Below are 25,851 nucleotides of genomic sequence, written 5' to 3'. Positions count from 1 at the left end.
TTGTGGATACCCGCCGATGCCACTTCGAAAGAGGCGGCGGCGACCGGCGGGTTGCTGTTGCCCTCAGATCAATTGGGCCAGCTTCGGTGACGCGTCAGTTGGCCTGACGGCGCAGGAAGGCGGGGATGTCCAGCGCTTCCTCGTCGATCCTCTGGGTGGTGCCGTCGACGCCCGTCGCCTGCGGGCGCGGGGCCTGCATCGGCGGCTGCGGCATCACCGGCTGCTGGTGCTGCGGCTGGTGCTGCTGGGGCTGATGGTGGTGCGGCTGATGCTGGGGCTGATGCTGCGGCTGGGGGGCCGGCTGCGGCGCCGGATCAGCCTTGCGGCCGGCCAGACCGGTGACCAGGCCGAACAGGAAGTTCGGCTTGCGGGCCGGCGGCTCCGCCTGGGCGGCGGCGGCGAGCTGGCTCGACATCGGGACCGAGGACTGGCGCGGGCCGGGATCGGCGGCCTTCGGGGCGATGAAGTGGCCGTCGCGGCGCTCGCTGTGCAGCGGACCGGTGGCGACGTTGCGGGCCGGGGCGTTCTCCACCGGCTGCATGCCGTCATGCCCCATCGGCATGTGCGGGTGGGGCGCATGCTGCGGGGCGTGCTGAACCATCGGGTCCATGGGCTGCTGGACCGGCTGCGGCGCCGGCTGCTGCACCGGAACGTGCTGCTGGAACTCCGACGGATGCGGCTGCTGGACCTGGGGCTGCGCGACTCCGCCCATCGGGCGCGGAGCCAGACCGGCGCCGGGGATCGCCGGGGCGACCTGACCGGGGGAGGCGAGCGGGGCCGGGGCGGCCTGGGTCAGGCCGGCGGCACCGGCGGGCTTCTTGGCGCCGCCGTTGCCGCCGTTGCGGTCGGAGACCAGCGACAGGTTGACCGGGTGCAGGGTGCGCGGGTTGGACATGGCCGCGGCGTCGATGCCGGTGGCGACCACCGACACGCGCATCACGCCGTCCAGCGAGCTGTCGAAGGTCGAGCCGAAGATGATGTTGGCGTCCGGATCGACCTCGTCGCGGACGCGGTTCGCCGCCTCGTCGACCTCGAACAGGGTCATGTCGTAGCCGCCGGTGATGTTGATGAGGACGCCGCGGGCACCCTTCATCGACACGTCGTCGAGCAACGGGTTGGAGATGGCGGCCTCGGCGGCCTCGATGGCGCGGCGCTCGCCGCCGGCTTCGCCGGTGCCCATCATCGCCTTGCCCATCTCGGTCATGACCGAGCGGATGTCGGCGAAGTCCAGGTTGATGAGGCCGGGCATCACCATCAGGTCGGTGACGCCGCGCACGCCGGAATGCAGAACGTCGTCGGCCATCTTGAAGGCGTCCGCGAAGGTCGTCTTCTCGTTGGCGATGCGGAACAGGTTCTGGTTCGGGATGATGATCAGCGTGTCGACGTACTGCTGCAGCTCGGCGATGCCCGATTCAGCCAGCCGCATGCGGTGCGCGCCCTCGAAGTGGAAGGGCTTGGTCACCACGCCGACGGTCAGCAGGCCGCGCTCGCGGGCGGCGCGGGCGATGACCGGAGCCGCACCCGTGCCGGTGCCGCCGCCCATGCCGGCGGTGATGAACACCATGTTGGCGCCTTCGAGGTGACCGATGATCTCCTCGAGCTGCTCCTCGGCGGAGGCGCGGCCGACGTCCGGCTTGGAGCCGGCGCCCAGGCCGCGGGTCATGGTGGTGCCGAGCTGGACGCGCTTCTCGCAGAGCGAGCCCTTGAGGGCCTGCGCGTCGGTGTTGCCGACCACGAAGTCAACGCCTTCGAGGTTGGACTTGATCATGTTGTTCACGGCGTTGCCGCCGGCGCCGCCGACACCGAAGACGGTGATGCGGGGCTTCAGCTCGGGTTCGATGCTGGGGATGGTCACGTTGATCATGTTATGGCCTCCACAACCTTTTGATTGGTTCGATGCTTTGCGTCGCGGGTTCTTTGCCCGGTTGGGTCCGGGTGGTGTTTTTAGGCAGGAATGCCGTGGTGCGGCGGGAGCCTTTTTGGGGCCGGGAACCTTTGCCGGTGGATCGTCATAGGTTCTCCCGCAGCCACAGGCCGACGCGCCCGAAGAACCCCGTGCCGGCGCCAGCCTCATGGCCCGCCACGGGAAGTTCCGCCGGATTGCGCACGGCGTGGAGAAGGAGGCCCGCGGCGGTCGAGTAGGACGGACCGCCTTGCGCCTCGTTCAGACCGGTGATCCGCGTCGGTCGCCCGATACGGACCTGTTTGTCCAGGATCAGCTGCGCCAACTCGCGCATACCCGGCAACTGGCTGGCGCCGCCCGTCAGGACGACGCGCCGGCCGACCAGCTTCGCGTAGCCGGAATGCTCCAGCCGCGAGCGGACATGCTCGAAGATCTCCTCCAGCCGCGGCTGGATGATGCGCACCAGATAGGATTTCGGCAGGTTGTTGGCGCCGAGGCGCTCCTCCTCGCCGACCTGGGGGACGTCGATCATCTCGCGCTCGTCGGCGGGGCTGGTGATGGCGCTGCCGTGCAGCGTCTTCATGCGCTCCGCATGGACGACCGGCGTGGTCAGCCCGCGCGCGATGTCGTTGGTGACGTGGTTGCCGCCCAGCCGGATGCAGTCCGACCAGACCAGCGTGCCTTCGGAGAAGACCGAGATCGTCGTGGTGCCGCCGCCCATGTCGATGCAGGCGGAGCCCATCTCCATCTCGTCGTCGACCAGACAGGCGAGGCCGGACGCGTAGGGGCTGGCGACTAGACCCTCGATGTCGAGATGGCAGCGGGCCACGCAGGTCTGCAGGTTGCGCACCGCCCCGGCAGGCGAGGTGATGACGTGGGCCTGGACGCCCAGCCGCTCGCCGTACATCCCCTTGGGGTCGCGGATGCCGCGGCTGCCGTCGAGCGCGAAGCCGACGGGGATCGCGTGGACCAGCGCTTGGTCCGGGCCGACCTGCAGGCTGCGGGCGTGGGCGAGCGCGCGGCGGACGTCGCTCTCCGTCACCTCCTGGCCGGAGACGGGGACCTCGGCGTTGAAGCCATGGGAAATCGGGGAGGACACGTTGACGATCACGTCGCGGATCGTCTCGTTGGCCATCTGCTCGGCGGCGTGGACGGCGGCGCCGATGGACGTCTCCGCCGCCTCCATGTCGATGATGGCGCCGGCGCGCACCCCCGTGGCGATCTGGTGGCCGATCCCCACGATGCGCACGGCCCCCGCATCCTCGACGCGGGCGATGAGGCAGCAGACCTTGGTCGAGCCGACGTCCAGCGCGGCGATGATCCCGCCGCGCGTGGCTCGTTTTGGCTTTTTCGCCCCGTTGAAGCCCATGTTCAGCACAACCCTATGGCCTCGATGCGTCCGGTCGTTCGTGAGTCAGGAAAAGCGGTGAGGAAGGATCACGTCTTCTTGCCCGGCTTCTTCTTGTTCTCCTCCTCCGTCCAGGGCAGGACGGCGGTGGCGGAGGTCTGCAGCACGGCGCGGTCGTTCTGGCGCAGGTCGATGGCCACGATGTCGCGGTCGAGGACCTGACCCGTCGCGTCCATCTCCGCCAACTGGCGCAGCGCGGACGGCATGCGGGCTTCCGGCAGTTTCACCACGACACCGTTCTTCAGCTTGAGATCCCAGCGGCGGTCGCCGACCCAGGAGGCGGCGCTCACCTTTTCGCGCAGCGCCGGCACGTTGTCGAGGGCCGCGAGCAGCTTCGGCACCTGCATCGGCGCGTTGGCGCCGACGACCTGCGGCAGCGTCTCGATCCGCCGGTTGCCGCGCCGCGCCAGCTCGGTGGCGTCGGCCAGCGGGCGGCCTTCACGGTCGATGACGGTGAACTTGCGGTCGTGCTGCCAGATCGCCATCGGCTGCCGTTCCGTCAGGCGGACGAACAGGATGTCGGGCAGGTGCCGCTCGATGGAAGCCGAGGCCACCCAGGGCAGGCTCTCCAGCTTCTCCTTGGCGTCGGCCAGCGTCACGGCGAGGATCGGGTCGCCGCGCTGCACGCCGAGCACGCGCAGGATCGAGGACGGCTCGGTCTCCGTCCGGCCCTCGACCAGCACGTCGGCGATGGCGAATCCGGCCGACGCGCTGGCCTGGATCAGGCTTTCGTGAAGCGCCGCGGTGGTCTCGGCGAAGGTGCCGCGCTGCCACGCCGACGCGGCCATGCCGGCGACGACCAGGACCGGCGTCAGCAGGATCGCCGCCTTGACCGCGGGACGGGTCCAGCGCGGCCAGGCGCGGCGGCGGTTGCCTTTCTGCGCCGACTTCGCCATGGCGCGCGGCGGCACCGGCATGTCGTCGCGGCCCCGGTTCGCAGAGCCCCCGAAACCGGCGCGGAACTGCGGATCGATGCTCAGTCGAGTTGACATGCGGCGTTCTCCACCATCCAAGCGACGAGAGCCCCGTAGGAGAGCCCCACGGCAGCGGCCTGTTCGGGAACCAGCGACAGCGGCGTCATGCCCGGCTGGTTGTTGATTTCCAGGAAAAAGAGTCCGTCGGTCCCACTTTTACGATCATCCCAGCGGAAGTCGCTGCGCGAAACGCCGCGGCATCCCAGGGTCCGGTGGGCCAGGACCGCCAACCTCTTGGCTTCTTCCGCGACATGCTCGGGAATCTGCGCGGGCACAGTATGAACGGCATGACCGGCGCTGTATTTAGCCGTGTAGTCATACACCTGTGCTTCGAAGCGGATCTCCGTCACGGTCAGGGGGCGGCACTCGCCGTCCAGCCCGCCCATAACGCCGACGGTCAGCTCGCGGCCCGGGATGAATTCCTCGACCAGGGCGCGCTCGCCGAAGGTCCAGGCGTCGCCAACCGGGCTGTTCTGCCCCTCGCGCACCAGCGTGACCCCGACGGTCGAACCCTCGTCCACCGGCTTGACGATGTAGGGGGCGGGCATCGGGTGGGCGCCGCCGGTCAGTTCGCCCTTGGTCAGGACGAGGCCCTTGGGCGAGCGCACGCCGACCGGGGCGAGCAGCGCCTTGGTCATCGCCTTGTCCATGGCGACGGCGGCGGCGCGCACGCCGGAATGGGTGTAGGGGATGCCGAGGAATTCCAGCACGCCCTGGATGGTCCCGTCCTCGCCGCCGCGCCCGTGCAGGGCGTTGAACACCGCGTCGGGACGCGGGTCGGTCAGCGCGCGCAGCAACCCCTCCAGGTCGCGCTGCACGTCCACCGCGGTGACGCGGTAGCCTTCCTCCTCCAGCGCCTTGGCGACGCCGGCGCCGCTGACCAGCGACACCTCGCGCTCCGCCGACCAGCCGCCCATCAGGACGGCGACATGCTTCTTGTGGGGGGTGGTCATGCGGACGCTCCTTCGCGGGCCACGCCGACCCGCTTGATTTCCCACTCCAGCGTGACGCCGGAGGTCTCGAACACCCGGCGCCGGACCTCTTCGCCCAGCGCCTCCAGTTCCGCCGCGGTGGCGGTGCCCTGGTTGATGAGGAAGTTGCAGTGCTTCTCCGACACCTGCGCACCGCCGATGGCGAGGCCGCGGCAACCGGCCTTGTCGATCAGCTCCCACGCCTTGTGGCCCGGCGGGTTCTTGAAGGTCGAGCCGCCGGTGCGCGAGCGGACCGGCTGGGTGTCGGCGCGCTGGTCGGAAATCTCCGCCATGCGCCGCGCGATCGCCGCCGGGTCGCCGGCCGGGCCGCGCAGGGTGGCACCGGTGAAGATCACGTCCTCCGGCACCCCGGCGTGGCGGTAGGTGAAGCCCATGCCGGCGTTGTCATAGTCCACGCGCTCGCCGCGGCGGGTCACGCCCCGGGCGGAAACCAGCACGTCCTTGATCTCGTGGCCGTAGGCACCGCCGTTCATGCGCAGCGCGCCGCCGATGGTGCCGGGGATGCCCGACAGGAACTCCAGCCCGGCGACGCCGGCGTCGCGCGCCACGGCGGCGACGTTGAGGTCGAGCGCCGCGGCGCCGGCCTCCAGCGTCAGCCCGTCCGCCGCGATGCCGGCGAAGCCACGGCCCAGCCGGATCACCACGCCGGGAACGCCGCCGTCGCGGATCAGCAGGTTGGAGGCGACGCCCAGCACCGTCACCGGCACGTCGTCCGGCAGTCCGGCCAGGAAGCCGGCCAGATCGTCGGCGTCCTCCGGCCGGAACATGACCTCAGCCGGACCGCCGACGCGGAACCACGTCACGTTGGCCAGCGGCGCCGCGGCGGTCAGCCGTCCGCGGCAGGCGGGCATCCGGTCGATGAGGGAGACGGTGGTGGTTGTCATCGGAGAAAACCCGTCACGCCTTGCCCGACAGCTTGTCCAGCTCACCTGGCAGGGCGTTGGCCCACTGGGTGATGTTGCCGGCGCCCAGGCAGACCACGAGGTCGCCCGACCGCGCGATCTCGCGGACCAGCTGCGGCAGCTCGTCCGGGCCGTGCAGGGCGAGCACCTGACGGTGGCCGTGCATGCGCAACCCCTCGACGAGGCTGTCGCGGTTGACGTTCTCGATCGGCTGCTCCCCGGCGGCGTAGACGTCGGCCACGATCACCGCGTCGGCGTCGTTGAAGCAGGTGCAGAATTCCTCGAACAGGTTGGCGAGGCGCGAATAGCGGTGCGGCTGGACGACGGCGATGGTGCGGCCGGTGCCGGCGGTTCGGGCGGCCTTCAGCACGGCGGCGATCTCCACCGGATGGTGGCCGTAATCGTCGATGACGGTGATGCCGTTCGAACTCGCCGGTCTTGGTGAAGCGGCGCTTGACGCCCTGGAACTTCGCCATGCTGTCGCGCATCACCACGTCGGGCAGGCCCATCTCGTTGCCCACCGCGAAGCAGGCCAGCGAGTTCTGGACGTTGTGCGGCCCGTACATCGGCAGGCGGACGCCGATGATGGTCCGGCTCTCCCCGGTGTGGCGGTCGTCGATCACCACGTCGTACTCGGCCCCCTCGGTGCCCAGCCGCATGTTCACGGCGCGCACGTCGGCCTGCGGGCTGAAGCCGTAGGTGATGATGCGGCGGTCCGACACGCGCGGGATCATCGCCTGCACCTCGGGATGGTCGATGCAGAGCGCCGCGAAGCCGTAGAAGGGGATGTTCTGGACGAAGCTGTCGAAGGCGGCCCGCATGTTGTCGAAGGTGCCGTAATAGTCGAGATGCTCGGGGTCCATGTTGGTGACCACGGCGATGCAGGCCGGCAGCTTGATGAAGGTGCCGTCGCTCTCATCCGCCTCGACGACCATCCAGTCGCCGGAGCCGAGCCGCGTGTTGGTGCCGTAGGCGTTGATGATGCCGCCGTTGATGACCGTGGGGTCGAGGTTGGCGTGCTCCAGCATGTTGCCGACCATCGAGGTCGTCGTGGTCTTGCCGTGGGTGCCGCCGATGGCGATGGCCCATTTCAGGCGCATCAGCTCGCCCAGCATCTCGGCGCGGCGGACGACCGGGACCAGGGCGGCGCGGGCGGCGACGACCTCAGGGTTGTCGCGCTTGACGGCCGAGGAGACGACGACGACCGCGGCCCCGGCGATGTTCTCCGCGCGGTGGCCGATGCTGATCTGGATGCCCAGCCCGCGCAGCCGCTTGACGTTGGCGCTCTCCGCCAGGTCGGAACCCTGGACGGTGTAGCCGAGGTTGCGCAGCACTTCGGCGATGCCGCTCATGCCGATGCCGCCGATGCCGACGAAATGGATGGTGCCGATCGAGAGGGGGAGGGCGCGCATGTCTGGATTACTTTCCGCGGCGGAGCATCAGGCTGAGGGTGGCGTCCACGGCCATGTCGGACAGGCCGTAGGGAAGGGGCTGGGAACCGATCGTGACGTGCAGGCGGTCGCGCAGGAAACCGGCGCCGGCGCGCGGCAGCAGCGGGCATTCCGGCCGGTTGCTCCAGGCGCCTTCGGTCCGCGTCATGTCCGCCGGCCAGTCGCCCAGGGACCGGGACGGCCGGGACGAGCGGGGGCGTGCGATGGTGCTGCGCGTTGCCTTGATCATTCCGCGGCTTCCTTGGTTCGGGCGTGGTTCGGGTTGGCGATCATGTCGAGCACGGCGTCGGCCAGCCGGCGCGCGGCGTCGGCCATGCCCCAGCCGTGGGCGGCCTGAGCCGCGGCGGTCAGCGCGTCCGGCGATTCCAGCAGGTCCTTCAGGCGGGCGGCGAGCGCGTCGGCGGTGAAGTCCGGCTGCGCCATCACCCAGGCGGCCCCGGCGGCGGCGAGCTGCCGCGCGTTGGCCGTCTGGTGGTCGTCCATGGCATGGGGATATGGCACAAGAATGGCGGGGCGCCCGACGCAGGTCAGTTCGGCGATGGTCGAGGCGCCGGCCCGCGTGACGGCGAGATGGCAGGCGGCCAGCCGGTCCGGCACGTCGCGGAAGAAGCTCTCCAGCTCCAGCCCACCGAGGCCCATGCCGGCGTAAGCGGCGCGGGCGGCCTCCAGGTCCTCGGGCCGGCACTGCTGCGCCAGATGGATGCGGGCGCGCAGTTCGGCGGGCAGCCGGCCCAGCGCCTCGGGGATGACTTCGGAGAAGACGCGCGCCCCCTGGCTGCCGCCCATCACCAGGATGCGGACGGGGCCCCCAGGGGCGGAGGCGGAGGCGGGGGCGGGGACGGCGTAGGCGGCGTCGCGCTGGGCAGCGATGGCGGGGCGGACCGGGTTGCCGGTGCGGACGAGGCGCGGACGGTGCTCCTCCTTCACCGCGGCGACCTCGGGGAAGGCGACGGCGATGCGGCGCGCCGCGGCGGCGAGCATCCGGTTGGCGCGGCCCAGCACGGCGTTCTGCTCATGCAGCATCACCGGCACGCGCGCTTGCGCGGCGGCGTAGACCGTGGGGACGGAGGGGTAGCCGCCGAAGCCGACGACCGCCGCCGGCTTCAGGTGGCGCATCAGCGCGTTGGCGCCGAGCAGGCCGAGGCCCATCTGCCACGCCGCGTTCATCTTGGCCAGCAGGTTGCCGCCGGGGGCGGCGGAGCGGATGCGGTGGACCGTCACCTCCGGCAGGCTGTCGCCGAAGGCCTGGCCGCGCTTGTCGGTGACCAGCGCCACCGCCTCGCCGCGGGCCAGCAGCTCGCGCGCCAGCGCTTCCGCCGGGAAGAAGTGCCCGCCGGTGCCGCCGGCGGCGAGGATGATGGGGCGTTGGGTGGTGTCGGCCATCGTCGTCACTCCGCCGGGCCGAAGCGCTTGCGGGTCAGCGCCAGCACCATGCCCATGCCGAAGCCCAGCGCCAGCAGCGAGGAGCCGCCGTAGGAGATGAAGGGCAGCGTCATGCCCTTGGTCGGCATCAGATGCAGGGCGGAGCCCATGTTGATCGCCGCCTGGAGGCCGAACTGGATCAGCAGGCCGCTCGCCGCCAGCAGCACGAAGTAGTTGGTGTCGTTGAACACCCGCGCGAAGCCGCGCAGCACGATGAAGGCAAACAGGATGATGATGATCAGGCAGAAGATCAGCCCCATCTCCTCGCCGGCGACGGCGAAGATGAAGTCGGCGTGGCTGTCCGGCAGCGAATACTTCACCGTTCCCTGGCCGGGGCCGGTGCCCATCAGCCCACCGTTGGCGAAGGCCTCCAGCGAACGGCTGACCTGATAGGTGTCGCCGCTCGACGGGTCGAGGAAGCGGTTGATGCGGCTGTGGACGTGCGGCAGCGTGAAGTAGGCGCCGACGAGACCGGCGACGCCCAGCACGCCCAGGCCGCCGACCAGCATGATGTTCAGACCGGCCAGGAAGAACTGCGAGAACCACACCGCCGACACCACCACCGTCATGCCCAGGTCGGGCTGGAGCAGCAGGCCGCCGACGGTGAGGCCGTAGAGCAGGATCGACAGGATCGTGCCGGGAAAGCCGGGGTTGGTGCGCGACAGCGAGAACAGCCACGCCCCGACCACCGCGAAGGCCGGCTTCACGAACTCCGACGGCTGGATCGACAGGCCGGGGATATGGATCCAGCGCCGCGCGCCCTTGATCTCCACGCCGACGACCAGCGTCGCGTAGACCATCGCCACCGCGATCAGGAAGACCACCAGCGCCGCCCGCCGTACGCCGCGCGGGCTGAGCAGCGAGACGCCGCACATGATGGCGACGCTGGGGATCAGCATCATCAGGTGGCGTTCGACGAAGTAGAAGGTGTCCTGGATGCCGATGCGCTCCGCCACCGGCGGGCTGGCCGCGGTGATCAGGACCGTGCCGAGCGCCATCAGCACCGCCAGCGCGGCGAGCTGCCAGCGGTCGACCGTCCACCACCAGCGGCCGAAGATGGATTGGTCGGTGCGGTCGAAGGTCATCATCAGGCGCGGTCCCCCGGAACGGCGTTGCCTTCGAGGCGGTTCACGGCGTCGGCGAAGGCCTCGCCGCGCTTCTCGAAATTCGCGAACTGGTCCCAGGAGGCGCAGGCCGGCGACAGCAGCACGCAGGCGCCGGGCAGCGCCTCGGCCAGCGCCAGCTCCGCCGCGGCGTTGACCGCCACGTCCAGCGTGCCGCAGCGGGTGTGCGGGACTTTGTTGGCCTCCAGCCACACCGCGAAGCGGTCCGACGCCTCGCCGATCAGGAAGGCGTGGCGGACGCGCGGCGCGTAGGCCTCCAGCCCGTCCAGCCCGGTCTCCTTCGCCTGACCGCCGAGGATCCAGTAGATCGGGTCGAAGGTCGCCAGCGCCTTTTCCGTCGCGTCGGCGTTGGTCGCCTTGCTGTCGTTGACGAAGCGCACGCCGTCGATGGTCCGCACCAGCTGCTGGCGGTGGGCGAGGCCGGGGAAGGTGGTCATGGCGGCGACGATGGCCGGAGTCGGCACGCCCGCCGCCTTGCAGGCGGCATAGGCCGCGGCGGCGTTCTGCCAGTTGTGCGTGCCGAGCAGCGCCGGGAAGGCGGCCAGCTCGGCCACGCGCTCCGCGGCGCCGAAGGTGTCGTCGACCAGCCAGCCGTCCGCGGCGTAGACGCCGCCGGCCACCGGACCCAGGGCGGAGACCGGCCAGATCACCTGGTCGCCCTTGGCCGTCAGCTCCTCCCAGATCGCCCGGCAGGTCGGGTCGTCCACGCCGATCACCGCGGTGCGCGGCTTGGTCTGGCGGTGGAAGATCAGTTTCTTGGCCGCGACGTAGCCGTCCATGCCGCCGTGCCGGGCCAGATGGTCCGGCGTGATGTTGAGCAGCACCGCCACGTCGAAGGTGATCGAGTAGGTCAGCTCAAGCTGGTAGCTCGACATCTCCAGCACATAGCTGCCGCCGGCCCCGACGGAGGGGAAGGTCAGCGCCGGGGTGCCCAGGTTGCCGCCCACCGCGATGCGCCGCCCGGCGGCCTCCATCACATGGCCGATCAGGGTCGTGGTGGTGGACTTCCCGTTGGTGCCGGTGATGCCGATGTAGGCCGAATCGCGCTCCGACCGGGCCAGCAGCTCGATGTCGCAGACCAGCTCGATGTTCGCGGCACGGGCGCGCAGGGCGACCGGATGCGGCTTCGGGTGGGTGTGCGGGATGCCCGGCGACCAGACGATGGTGGTCAGCTCGGTCAGGTCCGCGGTGGTCAGGTCGACGACCTTGTAGCCCTTGCCGGAATTTTTGGGGTCGAGAGCGACCGCGCGGCTGGCTTCGTTGTCGTCCCACACCCACACGTCGGCGCCGCTCTGGACGAGCGCCTCCGCCGTGGCGAGGCCCGACTTGCCCAGCCCCATGACCGCCACCGGCAGTCCTTCCATATAGAACAGGTTGATCATCGGGCGGCGACCCTTACCGGAGCTTCAGCGTGGACAGGCCGACCAGGGCCAGGATGGAGGCGATGATCCAGAAGCGGATGACCACGGTGGACTCCGCCCATCCCTTCTTCTCGAAGTGATGGTGCAGGGGCGCCATGCGGAACACGCGCTTTCCGGTCAGCTTGAACGAGGCGACCTGGACGATCACCGACACGGTCTCCAGCACGAACAGGCCGCCGATGATCGCCAGCACGATCTCGTGCTTGGTGACCACGCTGACGGCTCCCAGCGCGCCGCCGAGGGCCAGCGAGCCGGTGTCGCCCATGAAGACCATGGCGGGGGGCGCGTTGTACCAGAGGAATCCGATCCCCGCACCGACCAGAGCCCCGCAGAAAACGGCAAGCTCACCAGCACCGGGCACATGGTGGATCTGGAGATAGTTGGCGAAGATCGCGTTGCCGGTGAGGTAGGCGATCAGGCCGAAGCAGCCCGCCGCGATCATCGTCGGCACGATGGCCAGCCCATCCAGCCCGTCGGTCAGGTTCACCGCGTTCGAGGCGCCGACCATGACGAAGGCGCCGACGGGGATGAAGAACCAGGAGAGCTGGATCAGGAAATCCTTCACGAAAGGCACCGCCAGACCGCCGGACAGCGGCGGCGCCGACACATACATGATGGCGGCGGCGGCGGAGACCCCGATGATGATCTCCCAGGTCAGGCGGAAGCGGCCCGACAGGCCCTTGGTGTTGCGCTTGGTCAGCTTCAGGTAGTCGTCGCCGAAGCCGATCAGCCCGTAGCCGATCGTCACCAGCAGCACGATCCAGGTGTAGGCGTTGGTCAGGTCGACCCACAGCAGCGTGCTGATCGACACGGCGATCAGGATCATCAGGCCGCCCATGGTGGGCGTGCCCTTCTTCTTCATATGGCTTTCCGGCCCGTCGGAGCGGATCGGCTGGCCCTCGCCCTGCTTGCGCTTCAGCCACGCGATCAGGCGCGGAAAGAACACGAAGCTGATGACGAGCGCCGTCAGCACCGCGCCTCCCGTCCGGAAGGTCAGATACCGGAACAGGTTGAACGGCGTGAAGACGTCCGCCAGGGGAAAGAGCAGGTTGTAGAGCATCGTGGAGCGGTCAGCCTTTGTGGCCCTGCGCCGCGGTCTGATCCGTGTCAGCCGCGGGCGAGGAGCCGTTGTTGTTCTTTTCGGTTTGCTTGCTGTCTTTGGTGTCCAGGGCGGACAGGGCATCCACCACCGTCGCCATGCGGCTGCCAAGGGACCCCTTGATCAGCACCACGTCGCCGCCGCGCACCGCACCGGCCAGGAGGGGGGCCAATTCGGCGCTGGTCTCCGTCCAGGCGCCGCGCATGGCGGCGGGCAGACGGTCGAACAGGGCGCGCATGTGCGGGCCGCAGGCGTAGACCGCGTCCACATGGGCGGCGCGCAGCGGCTCGGCCAGCGCGGCGTGCAGGGCGTCGGCGCGGTCGCCCAACTCCCGCATGTCGCCCAGCACGGCGAGGCGCCGGCCGCCGGCGCCGGGGTCGATCTTACCGAGCACCGCGAAGGTTGCGGTCATGGCGGCGGGGCTGGCGTTGTAGCTCTCGTCGATCAGGGTGAAGGCGCCCCGCGCGGCCTGGACGCGCTTGCGCGTGCCGCGGCCCTTGACCGGCGCGATGGTCGACAGGGCGCGGGCCGCCGCGGCGACGTCGGCGCCCAGCGCCTTCACCGCCAGCAGCACGGCGAGGCTGTTCATCACCCAATGCCGGCCGGGCAGGGCCAGGCAGTACTGGATGCGCTCGCCCCGGATGATCGCGGTCACGGCGCTGCAAGTGGCGTGCAGCGAGCATTCCACCAGACGCGCGTCGGCGTCGGCGTGGGAGCCGAAGCTCCAGATCCGGCTCAGCCCCTGGGTGCGCGCGGCGGCGAGCAGGCGGGCGAAATGCGGGTTGTCGCGGTTGAGGACGGCGACCCCGTTGGGGTTCATCCCCTCGAAGATCTCGGCCTTGGCGTCGGCGATCGCCTCGACGGACTCGAAGAACTCCAGGTGGGCCGCCTCGACCGTCGTGATGACCGCGACGTCGGGCATCACCTGCCGCGACAGCGGGCCAAGCTCGCCGGCGTGGTTCATGCCCAGCTCGAACACGCCGAACTCGCTGTCCTCCGGCATGCGGGCCAGCGACAGGGGGACGCCCCAATGGTTGTTCAGGCTGCCTTCGGTGGCGAAGGTGCGGCCCTGCGCCGACAGGACGTGGCGCAGCGCCTCCTTGGTGCTGGTCTTGCCGACCGAGCCGGTGACGCCCACCACCCTGGCCTGGGTGCGCAGCCGCGCGACGTGGCCGAGATCGCCCAGCGCGGCCAGCGTGTCCTGCTCCACCGCCAGAAGGGAGGCGTCGCCCGGCACGCCGGGCGGCACGGTGCTGACCAGCGCCGCGGCGGCGCCGGCCTCCAGCGCCTTGGCGACGAAGTCATGCCCGTCGAAGTTCGGCCCCTTGATGGCGACGAACAGGTCGCCCGGAGCCACCTTGCGGCTGTCGATGCTGACCCCGGTCGCCTCCCAGGAGCGCGTCGCCTGACCGCTGGTGGCGGCGGCGGCGTCCTCGGCGGTCCACAGGACGGTCTTGGCCTCGCTCATGCTGCTCCAACCTCTGCCACGGCGGCTCGTGCCTCGGTCGCGTCGTCGAAGGGAAGGACCTCCGTTCCGACGATCTGACCATGCTCATGTCCCTTGCCGGCGATGACCAGGACGTCACCGGGCCGAAGGCTGCGGACGGCGGCGCGGATGGCCTCGCGCCGGTCGCCGATCTCCTCCAGGGCCGGATGGCCCGCCAGGACCTCCTTGCGGATGGCCGCCGGCACCTCGGTGCGCGGGTTGTCGTCGGTGACGATGGCGCGGTCGGCCAGACGGCCGGCCAACTCCCCCATCACCGGCCGCTTCCCGCGGTCGCGGTCGCCGCCGCACCCGAAGACCGCGATCAGGCGGTTCCGGGCGTGCTGCTTCAGCGCCAGCAGCACCGTTTCCAGCGCGTCGGGCGTGTGGGCGAAATCGACATAGACCGCCGCCCCGCAGGGGTGGGTGGCGACGTGCTGCAGGCGTCCCGGCACGCCTTCAAGGCGGGTCAGGGTGGCCAGAGCCTCGTCACGGTCCGCGCCGGAGCCGATCACCAGGCCGAGCGCGCACAGCACGTTCCACGCCTGGAAGCGGCCCGCCAGCGGCAGGTCCACGGTGATGCCGCGGCCCAGGACCGTCAGGTTCAGGCGCTGGCCGTTGGCCAGCGGCTCGACCCCGTTCACCCGGATCTCGCGACCGGCCAGACCGTATCCGAAGACGCGGTGACCGCGCTGTGAACAAATCCCGGCAAGCTCGGCAAAAGTGCCGCTGTCGGCGTTCAGGACGGCGGTTCCCCCATCGGGCAACACCCGTCCGAACAGCATCGCCTTGGCCTGGAGGTAGGCCTCCATCGTGCCGTGGTAGTCCAGATGGTCGCGGGTCAGGTTGGTGAAGCCCGCGGCCTTGAGGGCCACGCCGTCGAGACGGAACTGCTCCAGCCCGTGGCTGGACGCCTCCATGGCCAGATGCTCGATCCCCTTGTCCTTGACGGCGGCGAGGTCGCGGTGGAGCGACACCGGGTCCGGCGTGGTCATCCCGCCGTAATCGTCCAGCCCCGGCCCGATCAGCCCGAGCGTGCCCAGGCTGGCCGCCTTCAGGCCCATCAGCTCCCACATCTGGCGGGCGAACTGCACGGTGGAGGTCTTGCCGTTGGTCCCCGTCACGGCGACCACGGTGTCCGGCTGCCGCCCGTGGAAGGCGGCGGCGAGGCGCGCGAAGAGGCGGCGCGGCTGCTCGTCGGCGACCAGAGCGGCGGCGCTGCCGGCGGGCAGGGCGGTCCCGACGGGCGCCACCACCGCGACGGCGCCCTTGGCGAGCGCGTCGGCGATGAAGGCGCGCCCGTCCGCCTTCGCGCCCGGCAGGGCGGCAAAGACGAAACCGGGCCTGACCGCGCGGCTGTCCGCGGTCAGCCCGGTCACTTCGACGGCGGGTGCCTCGGTGGCGGACGCCGTGTCAGCGCGGCTTGTTGCCAGCAGGTGGGACAGAAGCAACGGTGCTGCCTTTCGGTTGCGCGGGCGGAGGCGGCGGTGCGGGCGGGGTGGTCTGACCGGCGGTGTTGATGTAGGTGGCGTTGATGACGTCGGGCGACGCCTCATCCACCGGCTGGACGCCCAGCAGCGGTCCGATCTGCTTCACGATCCGACCGACCGCGGGGGCGGCGACCCAGCCGCCGGTGGCGAAGCCGTAGGTCTTCTTGGTGCCCTTCGGCTCGTCGATCAGGACATAGACGATGTAGCGGGGGTCGTGCATCGGGAAGGCGCCGAGGAACGACGACATGCGGGAGTTCCGGGCGTAGCTCCGGCCCTTCTGCTTGTCCGCCGTGCCGGTCTTGCCGCCGACGACGTAGCCCTTGGCGTTGGCCGACTTCGCCGTGCCGTCGGTGACCACGAAGCGGAAGAGGCGACGCATCATCGCCGAGGTCTTCGGGCTGATGACCTGCTCGCCGGGCACCTCGACCGTGGGGTCGCGCTTCAGCAGGGTCGGCGGGTGCAGCACGCCGCCGTTGATGATCGAGGCCGCGGCGTTGACCGTGTGCATCGGGCTGACCGACATGCCGTGGCCGAAGGAGATGGTCATGGTGTTGACCTCCCGCCACGGATTCGGCACCAGCGGCCAGCCGTTCTCCGGCAGTTCCAGCGAAGTCGGGCGGGTCATGCCCAGCTTGGTCAGGAAGGACTTCTGGTGTTGCACGCCGAGCGTCAGCGCCATGCGCACCGACCCGAGGTTCGACAATTCCTGGAACACCTCCGCCACGGTCAGGTTGTGTTTGAACGCGTGGAATTCGCGGATCGTGAAGCGGCCGACCTTGATGTTGTTGATGGTGTCGAAGGTGTCGGACACGCGAATCTTGCCCGAATCCAGCGACATCGCGGTGTTGAAGATCTTGAAGGTGGAGCCCATTTCGTACACGCCGAGCGTCGCGCGGTTGAACAGCGTGTCCGCGTCAAGTCCTGTCGGGTTGTGCGGATCGAAGTCGGGCAGCGAAACCATCGACATGACTTCGCCGTTGCGGACATCGTAAATGATGCCGGCGGCGCCGATGGCGCTGAACTCTTCGATCGTCGCCTGCAATTCCTTCTTCATAATATGCTGAAGGCGCAGATCGATCGACAGCTGCAGCGGCTTCGGGTCGGTGGTCAGCCGCTTGTTGAACTGCTGCTCCAGCCCGGCGAGGCCGTTGTTGTCCACGCCGGTGAAGCCGACCAGATGCGAGGTCAGGTTGGAGGCCGGGTAGAAGCGGCGCTCCTCCCGTTCGAAATAGACGCCGGGCAGGCCGAGCCGGAACACCGCCGCCTGCTGCTTGGGCGTCAGGTTGCGCTTGATCCAGACGAACCGCTTGTCGCCGCTGAGCTTGGCCAGCAGGTCCTTGTAGTCCAGCTCGGGCAGCGCGGTGGTCAGCTTGCGCGCCACCTCGTCCGGGCGGCTGATCAGCTTCGGGTCGGCGTAGAGCGACTGCGTGGCGAGCGAGGTCGCCAGCAGGTTGCCGTTGCGGTCCACAATGTCGGCGCGGTTGACCGGCGGGGCGTCGACCTCCGCGGCCATGCGCGGGCGCGGTTCCGCCGCGTGGTTGAACAGCGTCGCGTCCACCAGCTTCACGCCGATGGCGGAAAAGACCACGGCGACCATGGCCGCGGTCACCATCAACCGGTTCCGGCTCTGCTCCAGCGCGACCGACAGCGACGTCCGCGGCTTGGAGGCCGGGGGCGGAACGCTGTAGGCGCCGTGCGCGGGATCGATGCCGGGCGGCGGAACGCTCATCGGTTGGCTCCGAGACGGGCGACGAGAAGACCGATGCTGTCATGCTGGGCCGGGGCGGCCGGCGGCGGGGCGGCCTGGAAGCCGGCCTGCTGCGGCTGCGGACGGGCCGCGGGCGGCGGCGCCAGCGTCCGCGCGGTGACCGGCGGCTTGGTGGCGACCTCCGTCGGCCCGGTCGTCACCATGCGCGCCGGGGCCGACTTGGCGGCGGAGGGCAGGGGCGGCGCCTTGGCCGAGGCGGGCACGATGGCCGAGGGCTTGATCGGGGCCGGCTTGATCGGCGAGGCCGAGGCCGGAATGATCACGCCGCCCTGAACGCCACCCTGTACGATGGCGCCGCCGCCCACGACGCTGTCCCCGGTGGAGGCGGTCGCCACGTTCGGCGCCTTGCCCGGCGTCTGGTTGCGGACCATCGGCGGCAGCGGGGCCTCCTCCGGCGCGACGGTCGGCGAGGGGCGCATCGGGACGATGTTCATCGCCACGAACTGGCGCGCCTCGGTCGGCTGCAACGCCAGATGCTCGCGCGACAAATTCTCGAGACGGGTCGGGTCGTTGAGGAAGCTCCACTCGGCCTTGAGGACCTGGATGGCCTCCTGCTCCACCATGATCTTGCGGTTGAGCGAGCCCAGCTTTTCTTCCAGCTCCTGAACCTCGTAGCTGGTCTCGAACAGGACGAAGCCGGCGGCGGCGATCAGCCCACCCCAGAAAAGTGCGGATTTGTATTTCATGCCGCCTCCTTGCCGGGCGCCGGATAGGCCGGCGCCGCCGTGCGTTCAGCCGCGCGCAGCCGGGCAGAGCGCGCGCGTGGGTTGCTGTGGGCTTCCTGGTCCGTCGGCACGATGGGCTTGCGCGACAGAAGCCGGAAGGATGGGGAGCGCGCGTCCGCCGCAAGGCTCGGCGCGTGTCGGGACGGGGAGGGCGGGGGCGAGGAGCGTTCCTTCAGGAACGTCTTCACTTCCCGGTCCTCCAGCGAATGGAAGGAGACGACGGCGAGACGGCCGCCGGGCTTCAGCAGCGATTCGGCGGCGGCGAGGCCGCGGCGCAGCTCGCCCAGCTCGTCGTTCACATGGATGCGCAGCGCCTGGAAGGTGCGGGTCGCCGGGTCGATGGCGTCGCCCTTCCCCTTCGGCACCACCGACCGTACCACGTCGGCCAGCTGCTTGGTGCGCGCGAACGGGGTGTCCAGACGCGCGGCGACGATGGCGCGGGCCACGCGGCGGGCCATGCGCTCCTCGCCGTAATGGAAGACGATGTCGGCCAGCTCGTCCTGGGTGGCGGTGTTCACCACGTCGGCGGCGGTCGGCCCATCGCGTCCCATCCGCATGTCGAGCGGGCCGTCGAATCGGAAGGAGAAGCCGCGCTCCGGCTCGTCGATCTGCGGGGAGGAGACGCCGATGTCCAGCGCCACGCCGTCCACCGATTCGACGCCGTGCTCGGCGAGCAGCCGGTCCATGTCGCCGAATCGGCCTTCGACGATCGCCAGCCGGCCCGGGTAGGCGAGGGCGAGCTGGCGGCCGCGCTCGATGGCTTCGGGATCGCGGTCGATTCCCCAGACCCGGCAGTCGGCGCGGTCGAGAATCGCGCGGGCATAGCCGCCGGCGCCGAAGGTGCCGTCCACATAGACGCCGCCGTCGCGCGGGGAGAGCGCGTCCACGACCTCGTTCAGCAGGACGGAGATGTGCGGCGAATCCGGAGCGGAGGAGACGGGGGCAGGAGGCTTCACGGTCATGCGCCCTCCCCTGCCCGGCCGGCGGCGGCGCGGGACGCCTTGGCGACGATCTGGCTCAGCGAAATGTCCTTGCGCACGACCTGGTCGCGCAGCGTCTGTTCATGGGCCTTCAGGGCGCCGGGCTCCCAGATCTGGAAGGTCTTGCGGCGGCCGATGAAGGCGGCTTCCTCGTCGATTCCGGCGAATTCGGCGAGTTCCTTGGGCAGGACAATTCGGCCTTCGGTGTCCAGCGAGACGGGGATCAGCTTGCCGAAGATGAAGGTCTCGATCATGTCGCGCTCGTCCGAATCCAGATCGGGGGATTCCAGGCTTTCGGACAGCACGTCGAGATAATCCTGATCGGCGCCTTCCAGCGCCTGATGATTCAGCGAAGGCCAGAGGTAAACGGTGCCGGGAGCCGACGTCTTGGCAAGCGACTGCCGGAACTGCGCCGGGATGGAGCAGCGGCCTTTCCTGTCAACTTTGTTGACGTATGTGGACAGGAAAATGGCCATCGGCCTGACGAACGCCCCCCTTATCCCGTTGCCGGTCTTCGCCGTCGCGAAGCCCTATCCGCTCTTGCCGCTGAACGCGCCCGGTTTGGCTACCTTGGTTGGGTAGTTCCCCCTCCAAACTGGGCTTTCATGGGATAGCATGGGACAGTTTGGGCGTCAACGCCCCCTCCAGTATTCATATGGTGCTGTCAAGACTTTTGGCCCGATGTGTTGCCGGCGTGCAAATAGGTGAGGCGAATCGGCGAGAATCGGCAATATATCAGGGCCGGGATGAGCGATTACGCGGGATTGCGCCACAGAGTTCGCAGGATGTTCCGTGAGTCCCGCGAATGGTTCCCAACATGTGGCTTTCCATAAAGGCGAATCGCATCCTACGAATGGTATAGCCTGCTGGGGTAACCTGCCGTGGTTGGGCATGGGACGGCATGGGAATTTGCCCCACAGTTATCCACCGCCTGTGGATGAAGCTGGGGACATCTGTGGACAAGGGGGCGCCATCCCAGGCCCGCGCTGCGGGAAAGGGGTGGTCCGGTGTCCGGTGGTGGTGGGGATAAACGCCAGATGGCCTGTAAGCCGGGTTTTGTCCTCAGGTTACCCTGATGGATGGCCATTCATCTGGGACGCCGGTTGCCCGGCGCCTCACGCAACCAACCCGGGCGGCGGCGCGGAAACGCGCTTGGCCCCAGACCATCCCAACCGATCAAGGATCAGCGGAGATGGCGGGCCGTGCCGCCCCTATTCGGTCTTGCTCCCGGTGGGGTTTACCATGCCGCCCCTGTTGCCAGGCGCGCGGTGCGCTCTTACCGCACCCTTTCACCCTTACCGCCGGCACGAGGCCGGTGGCGGTTTGCTCTCTGTGGCACTTTCCCTAGGGTCGCCCCCGCCGGCCGTTAGCCGGCACCGTGTTTCCGTGGAGCCCGGACTTTCCTCCCCCGATCCAAAAGGTCGAAGGCGGCCATCCGGCCATCTGGCGCGGCACTGTGTATAGGGTCGCCATTCGATTCGCAACTTCGATTCGCAACGGTGTTCGGGAGCGATCCGGATTCTCAGCGCCCGGTCATCCGCAGCAGCGCGCGCAGCCGGCGCAGCGTCTCCGGGTCGGGCTCCCCGGTCAGGCGCTCGGGGTGGAAATGGCGCTGGAAGGACAGCAGAACCCGCGATTCGGCGGTGTCATACCCATAGCGTCCCAGAAGCGCCGCCACATCCTCCGCGGATTCCGCCAAGTCGACCGCCAAGTCGATCGGCGAGTCGTCCGCCGCGATGGGCTGGGGCCACAGCCCGATTCCGCGCGCCGCCAGCCCCGGCCAGTCGAACAGCTCGCCGGGGTCCTCCTTGCGCGCGGGGGCGATGTCGCTGTGGCCCAGCACATCGGCCGGCGCGATGCCATGACGCCCCATGATGTCGAGGCAGAGATCGGCCACGGCGGCCATCTGGACGGCGGGGAAGGGGCGGTAGCCGAACTCGTGCCCTGGATTGACGATCTCGATTCCGATGGAGCGGCTGTTGACGTCGGTCCGTCCCCGCCAGGAGGACAGGCCGGCGTGCCAGGCGCGCCGGTCCTCCGGCACATGGGCGTGGACGGCGCCGTCCTCGTCCACCGTGTAGTGGGCGCTGACCTGGGCGGCGGGGTCGCACAGCCGGCTCAGCGCCAACTCGGCGGTCGGCATCCCCGTGTAATGGAGAATCAGCAGTTCCACCCCCACGCCCTCGGGCCGCGGCCCGTGGTTGGGAGAGGGGCGGTCGATGCATCCGGTGCCCGTGCGCATCATGGTGTCCTCAGGTCGGGCTTCCTCAGGTCGGATTCGTCACCTTCTCCGCCAGCGCCGTCGGGCGCCGCTTCACGATGACGGCCATGCCGCCCACGGTCAACAGCCCGCCCAGGACCAGACGGAGCGTGAAGGGATCGTCCATCAGCAGAACGCCGGCCAGCACGCCGAAGACCGGCACGGTCAGCAGGAAGGGCATGGTCTGGTTGACCGAGTATTTGCGCAGCAGCGGGTACCACATCCCATAGGCGCCCATGGTCACGCCCACCGCCATGTAGGCGACGGAGCCCCAGCCCCACAGGGTCGCGTCGGTGAGCGCGGCCATCTGGCCCTCCTCGAACAGGAAGGAGAGCAGCAGGAGCTGCGGGGCGGCGAACAGCGCCATCCAGCCGTTCAGCGCGAAGCCGTCCACCCCGACGATCATCTTCATCTGGATGCTGGCGACGGCGAAGGCGAAGCTGGCGCCGAGGATCATGAACAGCGGCACCAGCGACCCGGACAGCCGCGGCTCGCCGGCGATCACCGCGACGCCGGCGAAGGCCGCGGCCATGCCGATGGCCCGGCGCCAGCCCAGCTTGTCCTTGAAGATCAACGCGGCCAGCAGGGAGGAGAAGGGCACCTGCGCCTGCGCCGCCAGCGAGGCGGTGGCCGCGTCGATGCCGTTCAGCCCGGTGAACATCAGCGGGAAATGCACGGTCCCCAGCGTCACCGACAGGATCGCGATGGGCCGCACCGCGCTCCAGGGAATCCGCTTGAAGGGCAGGATCAGAGCTGCCACTGCAATGAAGCGCAGGGCCATGATGAAGAGGGGCGGGAACTCGGCCAGCCCCCATTTGGCGACAACGAAGTTCAGGCCCCAGATCGCCATGACCAGGAGCGCCAGCAGCGAGTCGCGCAGACTCATCCGCGGCCGCCTTCCAACTCCTCGCGCAGGGCCTCCAACTCCAGCCAGCGCTCCTCGGCGGCAGCCAGCTCGTTTTGTTTCGCCTGCAACTGATCGGACGTCTTCTGGAATTTGGCGGCGTCGCGGGCGAACAGGTCGGGATCGGCCAGCGCCGCTTCGAGCTTCGCCACCTCGGCGGTCAGCTTGTCCATGCGGGCGGGCAGGTCGTCCAGCTCCCGCTGGTCCTTGTAGCTGAGCTTGCCCTTCGGCTTGGCGGACGCCGGGGCGGCGGCGGGCTTCGCCTTGGCCGGGGCGGCGGCCTTCTCCTTGGGCGGCGGGCGCTGCACCAGATAGTCGGAATAGCCGCCGGGATACTCGGCGATCACGCCGTCCCCCTCCACCGCGATGGTGCTGGTGACCAGCCGGTCGAGGAAGTCGCGGTCGTGGCTGACCAGCAGCAGCGTGCCCTGATAGTCGCCGAGCACGTCCTCCAGCAGGTCCAGCGTGTCCATGTCGAGGTCGTTGGTCGGCTCGTCGAGGATCATCATGTTGCTGGGCCGCGCGAACAGCCGGGCGAGCAGCAGCCGGTTGCGCTCGCCGCCGGACAGCGCCTTGACCGGGCTGTCGAGCTGGCGCGTGTCGAACAGGAAGTCGCGCATGTAGCCGGCGACGTGGCGCGGCTGGCCGTTGACCATCACGCTGTCGCCGCCGAAGGGGCAGAGCACCTTGCGGATGGTGTCCTCGGGGTCCAGCCCGTCGCGCCGCTGGTCGAAATAGGCGGTTTCCATGTTGGTGCCCAGCCGGACCGTGCCTTCGTCGGGCTCCATCTGGCCGGTCAGCATCTTCAGCAGCGTGGTCTTGCCGGCGCCGTTCGGCCCAATCAGCCCGACCCGATCGCCGCGCAGGATGCGGGTGGAGAAATCGTTGACGATGGTCTTGCGGCCGTCCGCCGTGTCGAAGCCCTTGGAGATGCGCTCCGCCTCGATAACGAGGCGCCCGCCGCGCTCGGCCTCGGCGACGGCGAGCTTGGCCTGCTGGCCGCCCTTGATGCGCTCGGCGCGGTCGGTGCGGAGCTGGAGCAGGGCGCGCACGCGGCCCATGTTGCGGGTGCGCCGGGCCGAGATGCCCTCGCGCAGCCACTTCATTTCGCCCTCGATCTTGCGGTCGAGCTTCTGGGCGGCGATCTCTTCCGATTCGAAGACCTCGGCCTGCCAGGTCTCGAACTCGGCGAAGCCGCGGTCGGTGGCGCGCACCGTGCCGCGGTCCAGCCACAGCGTCCGCTTGGCCAGCCGGTTCAGGAAGCTGCGGTCGTGCGAGATCAGCAGCAGACCGCCGCGGTAGGCCAGCAACTCCTCCTCCAGCCACTCGATGGTGGGGAGGTCGAGGTGGTTGGTCGGCTCGTCGAGCAGCATGACGTCGGGGGCGCCGACCAGTGTGCGGGCCAGCGCCGTGCGCCTCGCCTCGCCGCCCGACAGCGTGTTGGGGTCGAGATGTCCGGGCACCTGCAGCCGGTCCAGCACGGCGTCCACCCGGTGCGTCTCGTCCCGCTCGTCGGCGGGCAGGCCGGCGGCGACGTAGTCGTGGACGGTGGCGCAGCCGGTGAAGTCCGGCTCCTGCGGCAGATAGGCGATGCGGGCGCCCGGCTGGGTGAAGACGGTGCCACCGTCCGGCTGGATCATGCCGGCCAGCACCTTCATCAGCGTCGATTTGCCGGACCCGTTCCGCCCGACCAGACAGGCCTTGTCGCCCCGCCCGATGGACAGGTCGATGGTTTCGAACAGCGGACGGCCACCGAAGGTGACGGACACGCCCTGGAGCGCGGTGATCGGAGCGGGAGGAGCCATGACCCAACGATACGGTGTGCGGAGGTGTGCTTATATAGCGTGCGGTCCGCAGGCCCGCGACACCCGATTGCGCCGGGGCGGGGATGCACGGGGAGGGACGGAGGCTCGATGGCGGGACCTTACCCCCGCCCGCGCTCCTTCTCGATCCGGTCGTAGGCGGCGTTGATGGCGGCGATTTTTTGCGTCGCCAGATCGACGAACTCCTGCGGCATGCCCTGGGCGATCAGCAGGTCGGGGTGATGCTCGCGCACCAAGCGGCGGTGCGCGGCCTTGACCGCCTCGTCGCTGGCCCGGCGGGAGACGCCGAGCACGCCGTAGGGATCGGTCTCGTTCGGCGTGCCGGCGATGTGGTGGCCGGCGACGATGCGCTCGAACTCCTCGTCGGTGAAGCCGAAGATGTGGGCGACGGTGCGCAGATATTCGACTTCCGTCTCGTGCAGCTCGTCGTCGGCCTCGGCGATGGCCAGCAGGCTGTCGAGCAGTTCCTCCAGAACGGCGCGGCGGTCCTCGAACAGGCCGGCGATCTGCTGGGCGTAGTCCTCGAAGCCGTGGGTGTCCTTGCGGGCGAGATCGAAGACGTGGCCCACCGTGTCCAGCTCCTCCGGCGGGACGCGGAACAGGCGCTTGAAGGTGTCCACCTCCACCCGCTTCACCACGCCATCGGCGCGGGCCATCTTCGCCGACAGGGCGATCACGCCGATGGTGAAGGCGATGGACTTGGTGGCGTCCGCCGGGCCGCACAGGCCGCGGATGCCGCGCCCCACCGCGTAGCCAGCGGCCAGACCGACCAGGCCCCCGATCGGTCCGCCGATGGTAAAACCGGCCGCCCCGCCCAGGACGCTGCCCCAGATGCTCATTTTTATCTGCCTTTCGACCGCCGGAGCAGCATACCGGCAGTCCGGCGCCGCGCCAACCGGCCCATACTTTTTCGTTGTTTCCCAAAATCTTCGCGCGCCGCGCCCTTTTCATCCGTTGGGGGTACGGGATTTTCCGATGGAGCGAAATGTTGCTGCGCTGCAACAGAGCCTTGTCGTCGTCGCCAGGGGCCTTGCCCTTCGGCTGCTCCTTCGCCATGTTGCGCCGCAACAAAAGAGGGCGGCCGGTCCAGGCCGCCGATGGGGAAGCGGACGACGCGAAGCGGTGCGATGTCCCGAATCACCAGCGCCACGAGTCTCCCCATGTCCGCCATCCGCAAGCTTCTCCCCGCCGAGCGCGGCCAATACCGCGCGCATCTGCTGCGGCTGGACAAGGCGGACCGCTACGCCCGCTTCACCGGCACCGTCTCCGACGACGTCATTATCAAGCATTGCGGGTCGCTCGACTGGACGCGGACCACGCTGCTCGGCCTGTTCGACCGCGGCGAACTGCGCGGCGCGGTGGAGCTGTGCTTCGACCGGCTGCTGTGGCCGGGTGCCGCGGAACTGGCGATCAGCGTCGAGAAGGGGTTTCAGGGGCGGGGCGTCGGCTCCACCCTGGTCCGCCGCTCGCTGTCCATCGCCGCCAACCGGGGCATCCGGCAGGTCCATATGATGTGCCTGTCCGACAACACCCGCATGCGGGCCCTGTCGCGCCGCTTCGGCGGAACGATGGAGCGCGACGGCGGGGAGTTCGCCATCACCTTCGATCTGCCGCGGCCCTCCCAGGTCTCGCTGGCGCTGGAGGCGTTCGAGGACGGGGCGGGGGCCGTGAACGCGGTGCTGGACGGTTTGCCGGCGTTGCTCAAGGCGGCCTGACCGGACG

Annotated in this window: 21 protein-coding genes, 1 other RNA gene and 1 pseudogene; 1 reads left to right on the top strand and 22 read right to left on the bottom strand. The window is 69.5% G+C overall.

Annotation, left to right across the window (positions count from 1 at the left end; all coding sequences use genetic code 11):
* Window positions 1-94 precede the first annotated feature (94 nt).
* The 22 genes and pseudogenes from ftsZ to ACWPN5_RS14490 all read right to left on the bottom strand — a co-directional run bounded on the left by ftsZ (window position 95) and on the right by ACWPN5_RS14490 (window position 24,968).
* Window positions 95-1,864, bottom strand: coding sequence for a cell division protein FtsZ (gene ftsZ / locus ACWPN5_RS14595; protein ID WP_492296003.1), 1,770 nt, complete (start codon window positions 1,862-1,864; stop codon window positions 95-97).
* A gap of 145 nt (window positions 1,865-2,009) precedes the next feature.
* Window positions 2,010-3,272 carry a cell division protein FtsA gene (gene ftsA / locus ACWPN5_RS14590; RefSeq protein ID WP_038530575.1) on the bottom strand — a complete coding sequence of 421 codons (1,263 nt, stop codon included), beginning with the start codon at window positions 3,270-3,272 and terminating at the stop codon, window positions 2,010-2,012.
* Between the two features lie 68 nt (window positions 3,273-3,340).
* Window positions 3,341-4,303: a cell division protein FtsQ/DivIB gene (locus tag ACWPN5_RS14585; RefSeq protein ID WP_145674494.1), complete on the bottom strand. Its 963-nt coding sequence runs from the start codon at window positions 4,301-4,303 to the stop codon at window positions 3,341-3,343.
* Window positions 4,288-5,238 (bottom strand): D-alanine--D-alanine ligase, encoded by a 951-nt coding sequence (locus ACWPN5_RS14580; protein WP_137139126.1) that lies wholly within the window; start codon window positions 5,236-5,238, stop codon window positions 4,288-4,290. The genes ACWPN5_RS14585 and ACWPN5_RS14580 overlap by 16 nt, the downstream gene beginning before the upstream one ends.
* Window positions 5,235-6,161, bottom strand: coding sequence for a UDP-N-acetylmuramate dehydrogenase (gene murB, locus ACWPN5_RS14575; RefSeq protein ID WP_200479654.1), 927 nt, complete (start codon window positions 6,159-6,161; stop codon window positions 5,235-5,237). Before murB ends, ACWPN5_RS14580 begins: the two co-directional genes overlap by 4 nt.
* A 13-nt stretch (window positions 6,162-6,174) precedes the next feature.
* Window positions 6,175-7,591: pseudogene (gene murC / locus ACWPN5_RS14570) on the bottom strand (UDP-N-acetylmuramate--L-alanine ligase).
* A 7-nt stretch (window positions 7,592-7,598) separates the two neighbouring features.
* The gene (locus ACWPN5_RS14565; RefSeq protein WP_145681511.1) at window positions 7,599-7,859 is read right to left on the bottom strand and encodes a hypothetical protein; all 261 of its coding nucleotides are present in this window, start codon (window positions 7,857-7,859) and stop codon (window positions 7,599-7,601) included.
* Complete coding sequence (gene murG, locus ACWPN5_RS14560; protein ID WP_492296001.1) at window positions 7,856-9,013, bottom strand: undecaprenyldiphospho-muramoylpentapeptide beta-N-acetylglucosaminyltransferase; 1,158 nt, start codon at window positions 9,011-9,013, stop codon at window positions 7,856-7,858. Before murG ends, ACWPN5_RS14565 begins: the two co-directional genes overlap by 4 nt.
* 5 nt (window positions 9,014-9,018) lie before the next feature.
* Window positions 9,019-10,140 (bottom strand): putative lipid II flippase FtsW, encoded by a 1,122-nt coding sequence (ftsW, locus tag ACWPN5_RS14555; protein ID WP_186464788.1) that lies wholly within the window; start codon window positions 10,138-10,140, stop codon window positions 9,019-9,021.
* Window positions 10,140-11,558, bottom strand: a complete 1,419-nt coding sequence (gene murD / locus ACWPN5_RS14550; RefSeq protein ID WP_492295999.1) for a UDP-N-acetylmuramoyl-L-alanine--D-glutamate ligase — start codon at window positions 11,556-11,558, stop codon at window positions 10,140-10,142. Before murD ends, ftsW begins: the two co-directional genes overlap by 1 nt.
* A 13-nt stretch (window positions 11,559-11,571) precedes the next feature.
* Complete coding sequence (gene mraY, locus ACWPN5_RS14545) at window positions 11,572-12,657, bottom strand: phospho-N-acetylmuramoyl-pentapeptide-transferase (RefSeq protein ID WP_014241218.1); 1,086 nt, start codon at window positions 12,655-12,657, stop codon at window positions 11,572-11,574.
* Between the two features lie 10 nt (window positions 12,658-12,667).
* Entirely contained in the window at window positions 12,668-14,164 is a 1,497-nt protein-coding gene (locus ACWPN5_RS14540; protein ID WP_145681514.1) for a UDP-N-acetylmuramoylalanyl-D-glutamyl-2,6-diaminopimelate--D-alanyl-D-alanine ligase, read from the bottom strand.
* Window positions 14,161-15,630 carry a UDP-N-acetylmuramoyl-L-alanyl-D-glutamate--2,6-diaminopimelate ligase gene (locus tag ACWPN5_RS14535; RefSeq protein WP_247888942.1) on the bottom strand — a complete coding sequence of 490 codons (1,470 nt, stop codon included), beginning with the start codon at window positions 15,628-15,630 and terminating at the stop codon, window positions 14,161-14,163. The genes ACWPN5_RS14540 and ACWPN5_RS14535 overlap by 4 nt, the downstream gene beginning before the upstream one ends.
* Window positions 15,593-17,398, bottom strand: coding sequence for a peptidoglycan D,D-transpeptidase FtsI family protein (locus tag ACWPN5_RS14530; RefSeq protein ID WP_492295996.1), 1,806 nt, complete (start codon window positions 17,396-17,398; stop codon window positions 15,593-15,595). Before ACWPN5_RS14530 ends, ACWPN5_RS14535 begins: the two co-directional genes overlap by 38 nt.
* Window positions 17,395-18,123 carry a cell division protein FtsL gene (gene ftsL / locus ACWPN5_RS14525; RefSeq protein ID WP_145681516.1) on the bottom strand — a complete coding sequence of 243 codons (729 nt, stop codon included), beginning with the start codon at window positions 18,121-18,123 and terminating at the stop codon, window positions 17,395-17,397. Before ftsL ends, ACWPN5_RS14530 begins: the two co-directional genes overlap by 4 nt.
* Window positions 18,120-19,124, bottom strand: a complete 1,005-nt coding sequence (gene rsmH / locus ACWPN5_RS14520; RefSeq protein WP_492295993.1) for a 16S rRNA (cytosine(1402)-N(4))-methyltransferase RsmH — start codon at window positions 19,122-19,124, stop codon at window positions 18,120-18,122. The genes ftsL and rsmH overlap by 4 nt, the downstream gene beginning before the upstream one ends.
* Window positions 19,121-19,618 carry a division/cell wall cluster transcriptional repressor MraZ gene (locus tag ACWPN5_RS14515; RefSeq protein WP_014241212.1) on the bottom strand — a complete coding sequence of 166 codons (498 nt, stop codon included), beginning with the start codon at window positions 19,616-19,618 and terminating at the stop codon, window positions 19,121-19,123. The genes rsmH and ACWPN5_RS14515 overlap by 4 nt, the downstream gene beginning before the upstream one ends.
* A gap of 553 nt (window positions 19,619-20,171) precedes the next feature.
* Window positions 20,172-20,589, bottom strand: an RNA gene (rnpB, locus tag ACWPN5_RS14510) — RNase P RNA component class A.
* A 75-nt stretch (window positions 20,590-20,664) separates the two neighbouring features.
* The gene (locus ACWPN5_RS14505) at window positions 20,665-21,387 is read right to left on the bottom strand and encodes an N-acetylmuramoyl-L-alanine amidase (RefSeq protein ID WP_492295991.1); all 723 of its coding nucleotides are present in this window, start codon (window positions 21,385-21,387) and stop codon (window positions 20,665-20,667) included.
* A 22-nt stretch (window positions 21,388-21,409) separates the two neighbouring features.
* Complete coding sequence (locus ACWPN5_RS14500; RefSeq protein WP_014241209.1) at window positions 21,410-22,288, bottom strand: DMT family transporter; 879 nt, start codon at window positions 22,286-22,288, stop codon at window positions 21,410-21,412.
* Window positions 22,285-24,111, bottom strand: a complete 1,827-nt coding sequence (locus ACWPN5_RS14495) for an ATP-binding cassette domain-containing protein (protein WP_492295989.1) — start codon at window positions 24,109-24,111, stop codon at window positions 22,285-22,287. The genes ACWPN5_RS14500 and ACWPN5_RS14495 overlap by 4 nt, the downstream gene beginning before the upstream one ends.
* 119 nt (window positions 24,112-24,230) lie before the next feature.
* A complete protein-coding gene (locus ACWPN5_RS14490) occupies window positions 24,231-24,968 on the bottom strand; it encodes a TerB family tellurite resistance protein (RefSeq protein WP_492295987.1) in 738 nt (245 codons plus the stop codon).
* Window positions 24,969-25,289: 321 nt separating this feature from the next.
* Here ACWPN5_RS14490 and ACWPN5_RS14485 point away from each other — a divergent pair, with 321 nt between their 5' ends.
* The gene (locus tag ACWPN5_RS14485) at window positions 25,290-25,844 is read left to right on the top strand and encodes a GNAT family N-acetyltransferase (protein ID WP_200479962.1); all 555 of its coding nucleotides are present in this window, start codon (window positions 25,290-25,292) and stop codon (window positions 25,842-25,844) included.
* Window positions 25,845-25,851: the final 7 nt, after the last annotated feature.

This window comes from Azospirillum sp. UENF 211521, from assembly GCF_058780535.1.
The sequence above is the reverse complement of the archived record's forward strand: the minus strand, read 5'-3'. Positions and strand labels throughout refer to the sequence as shown.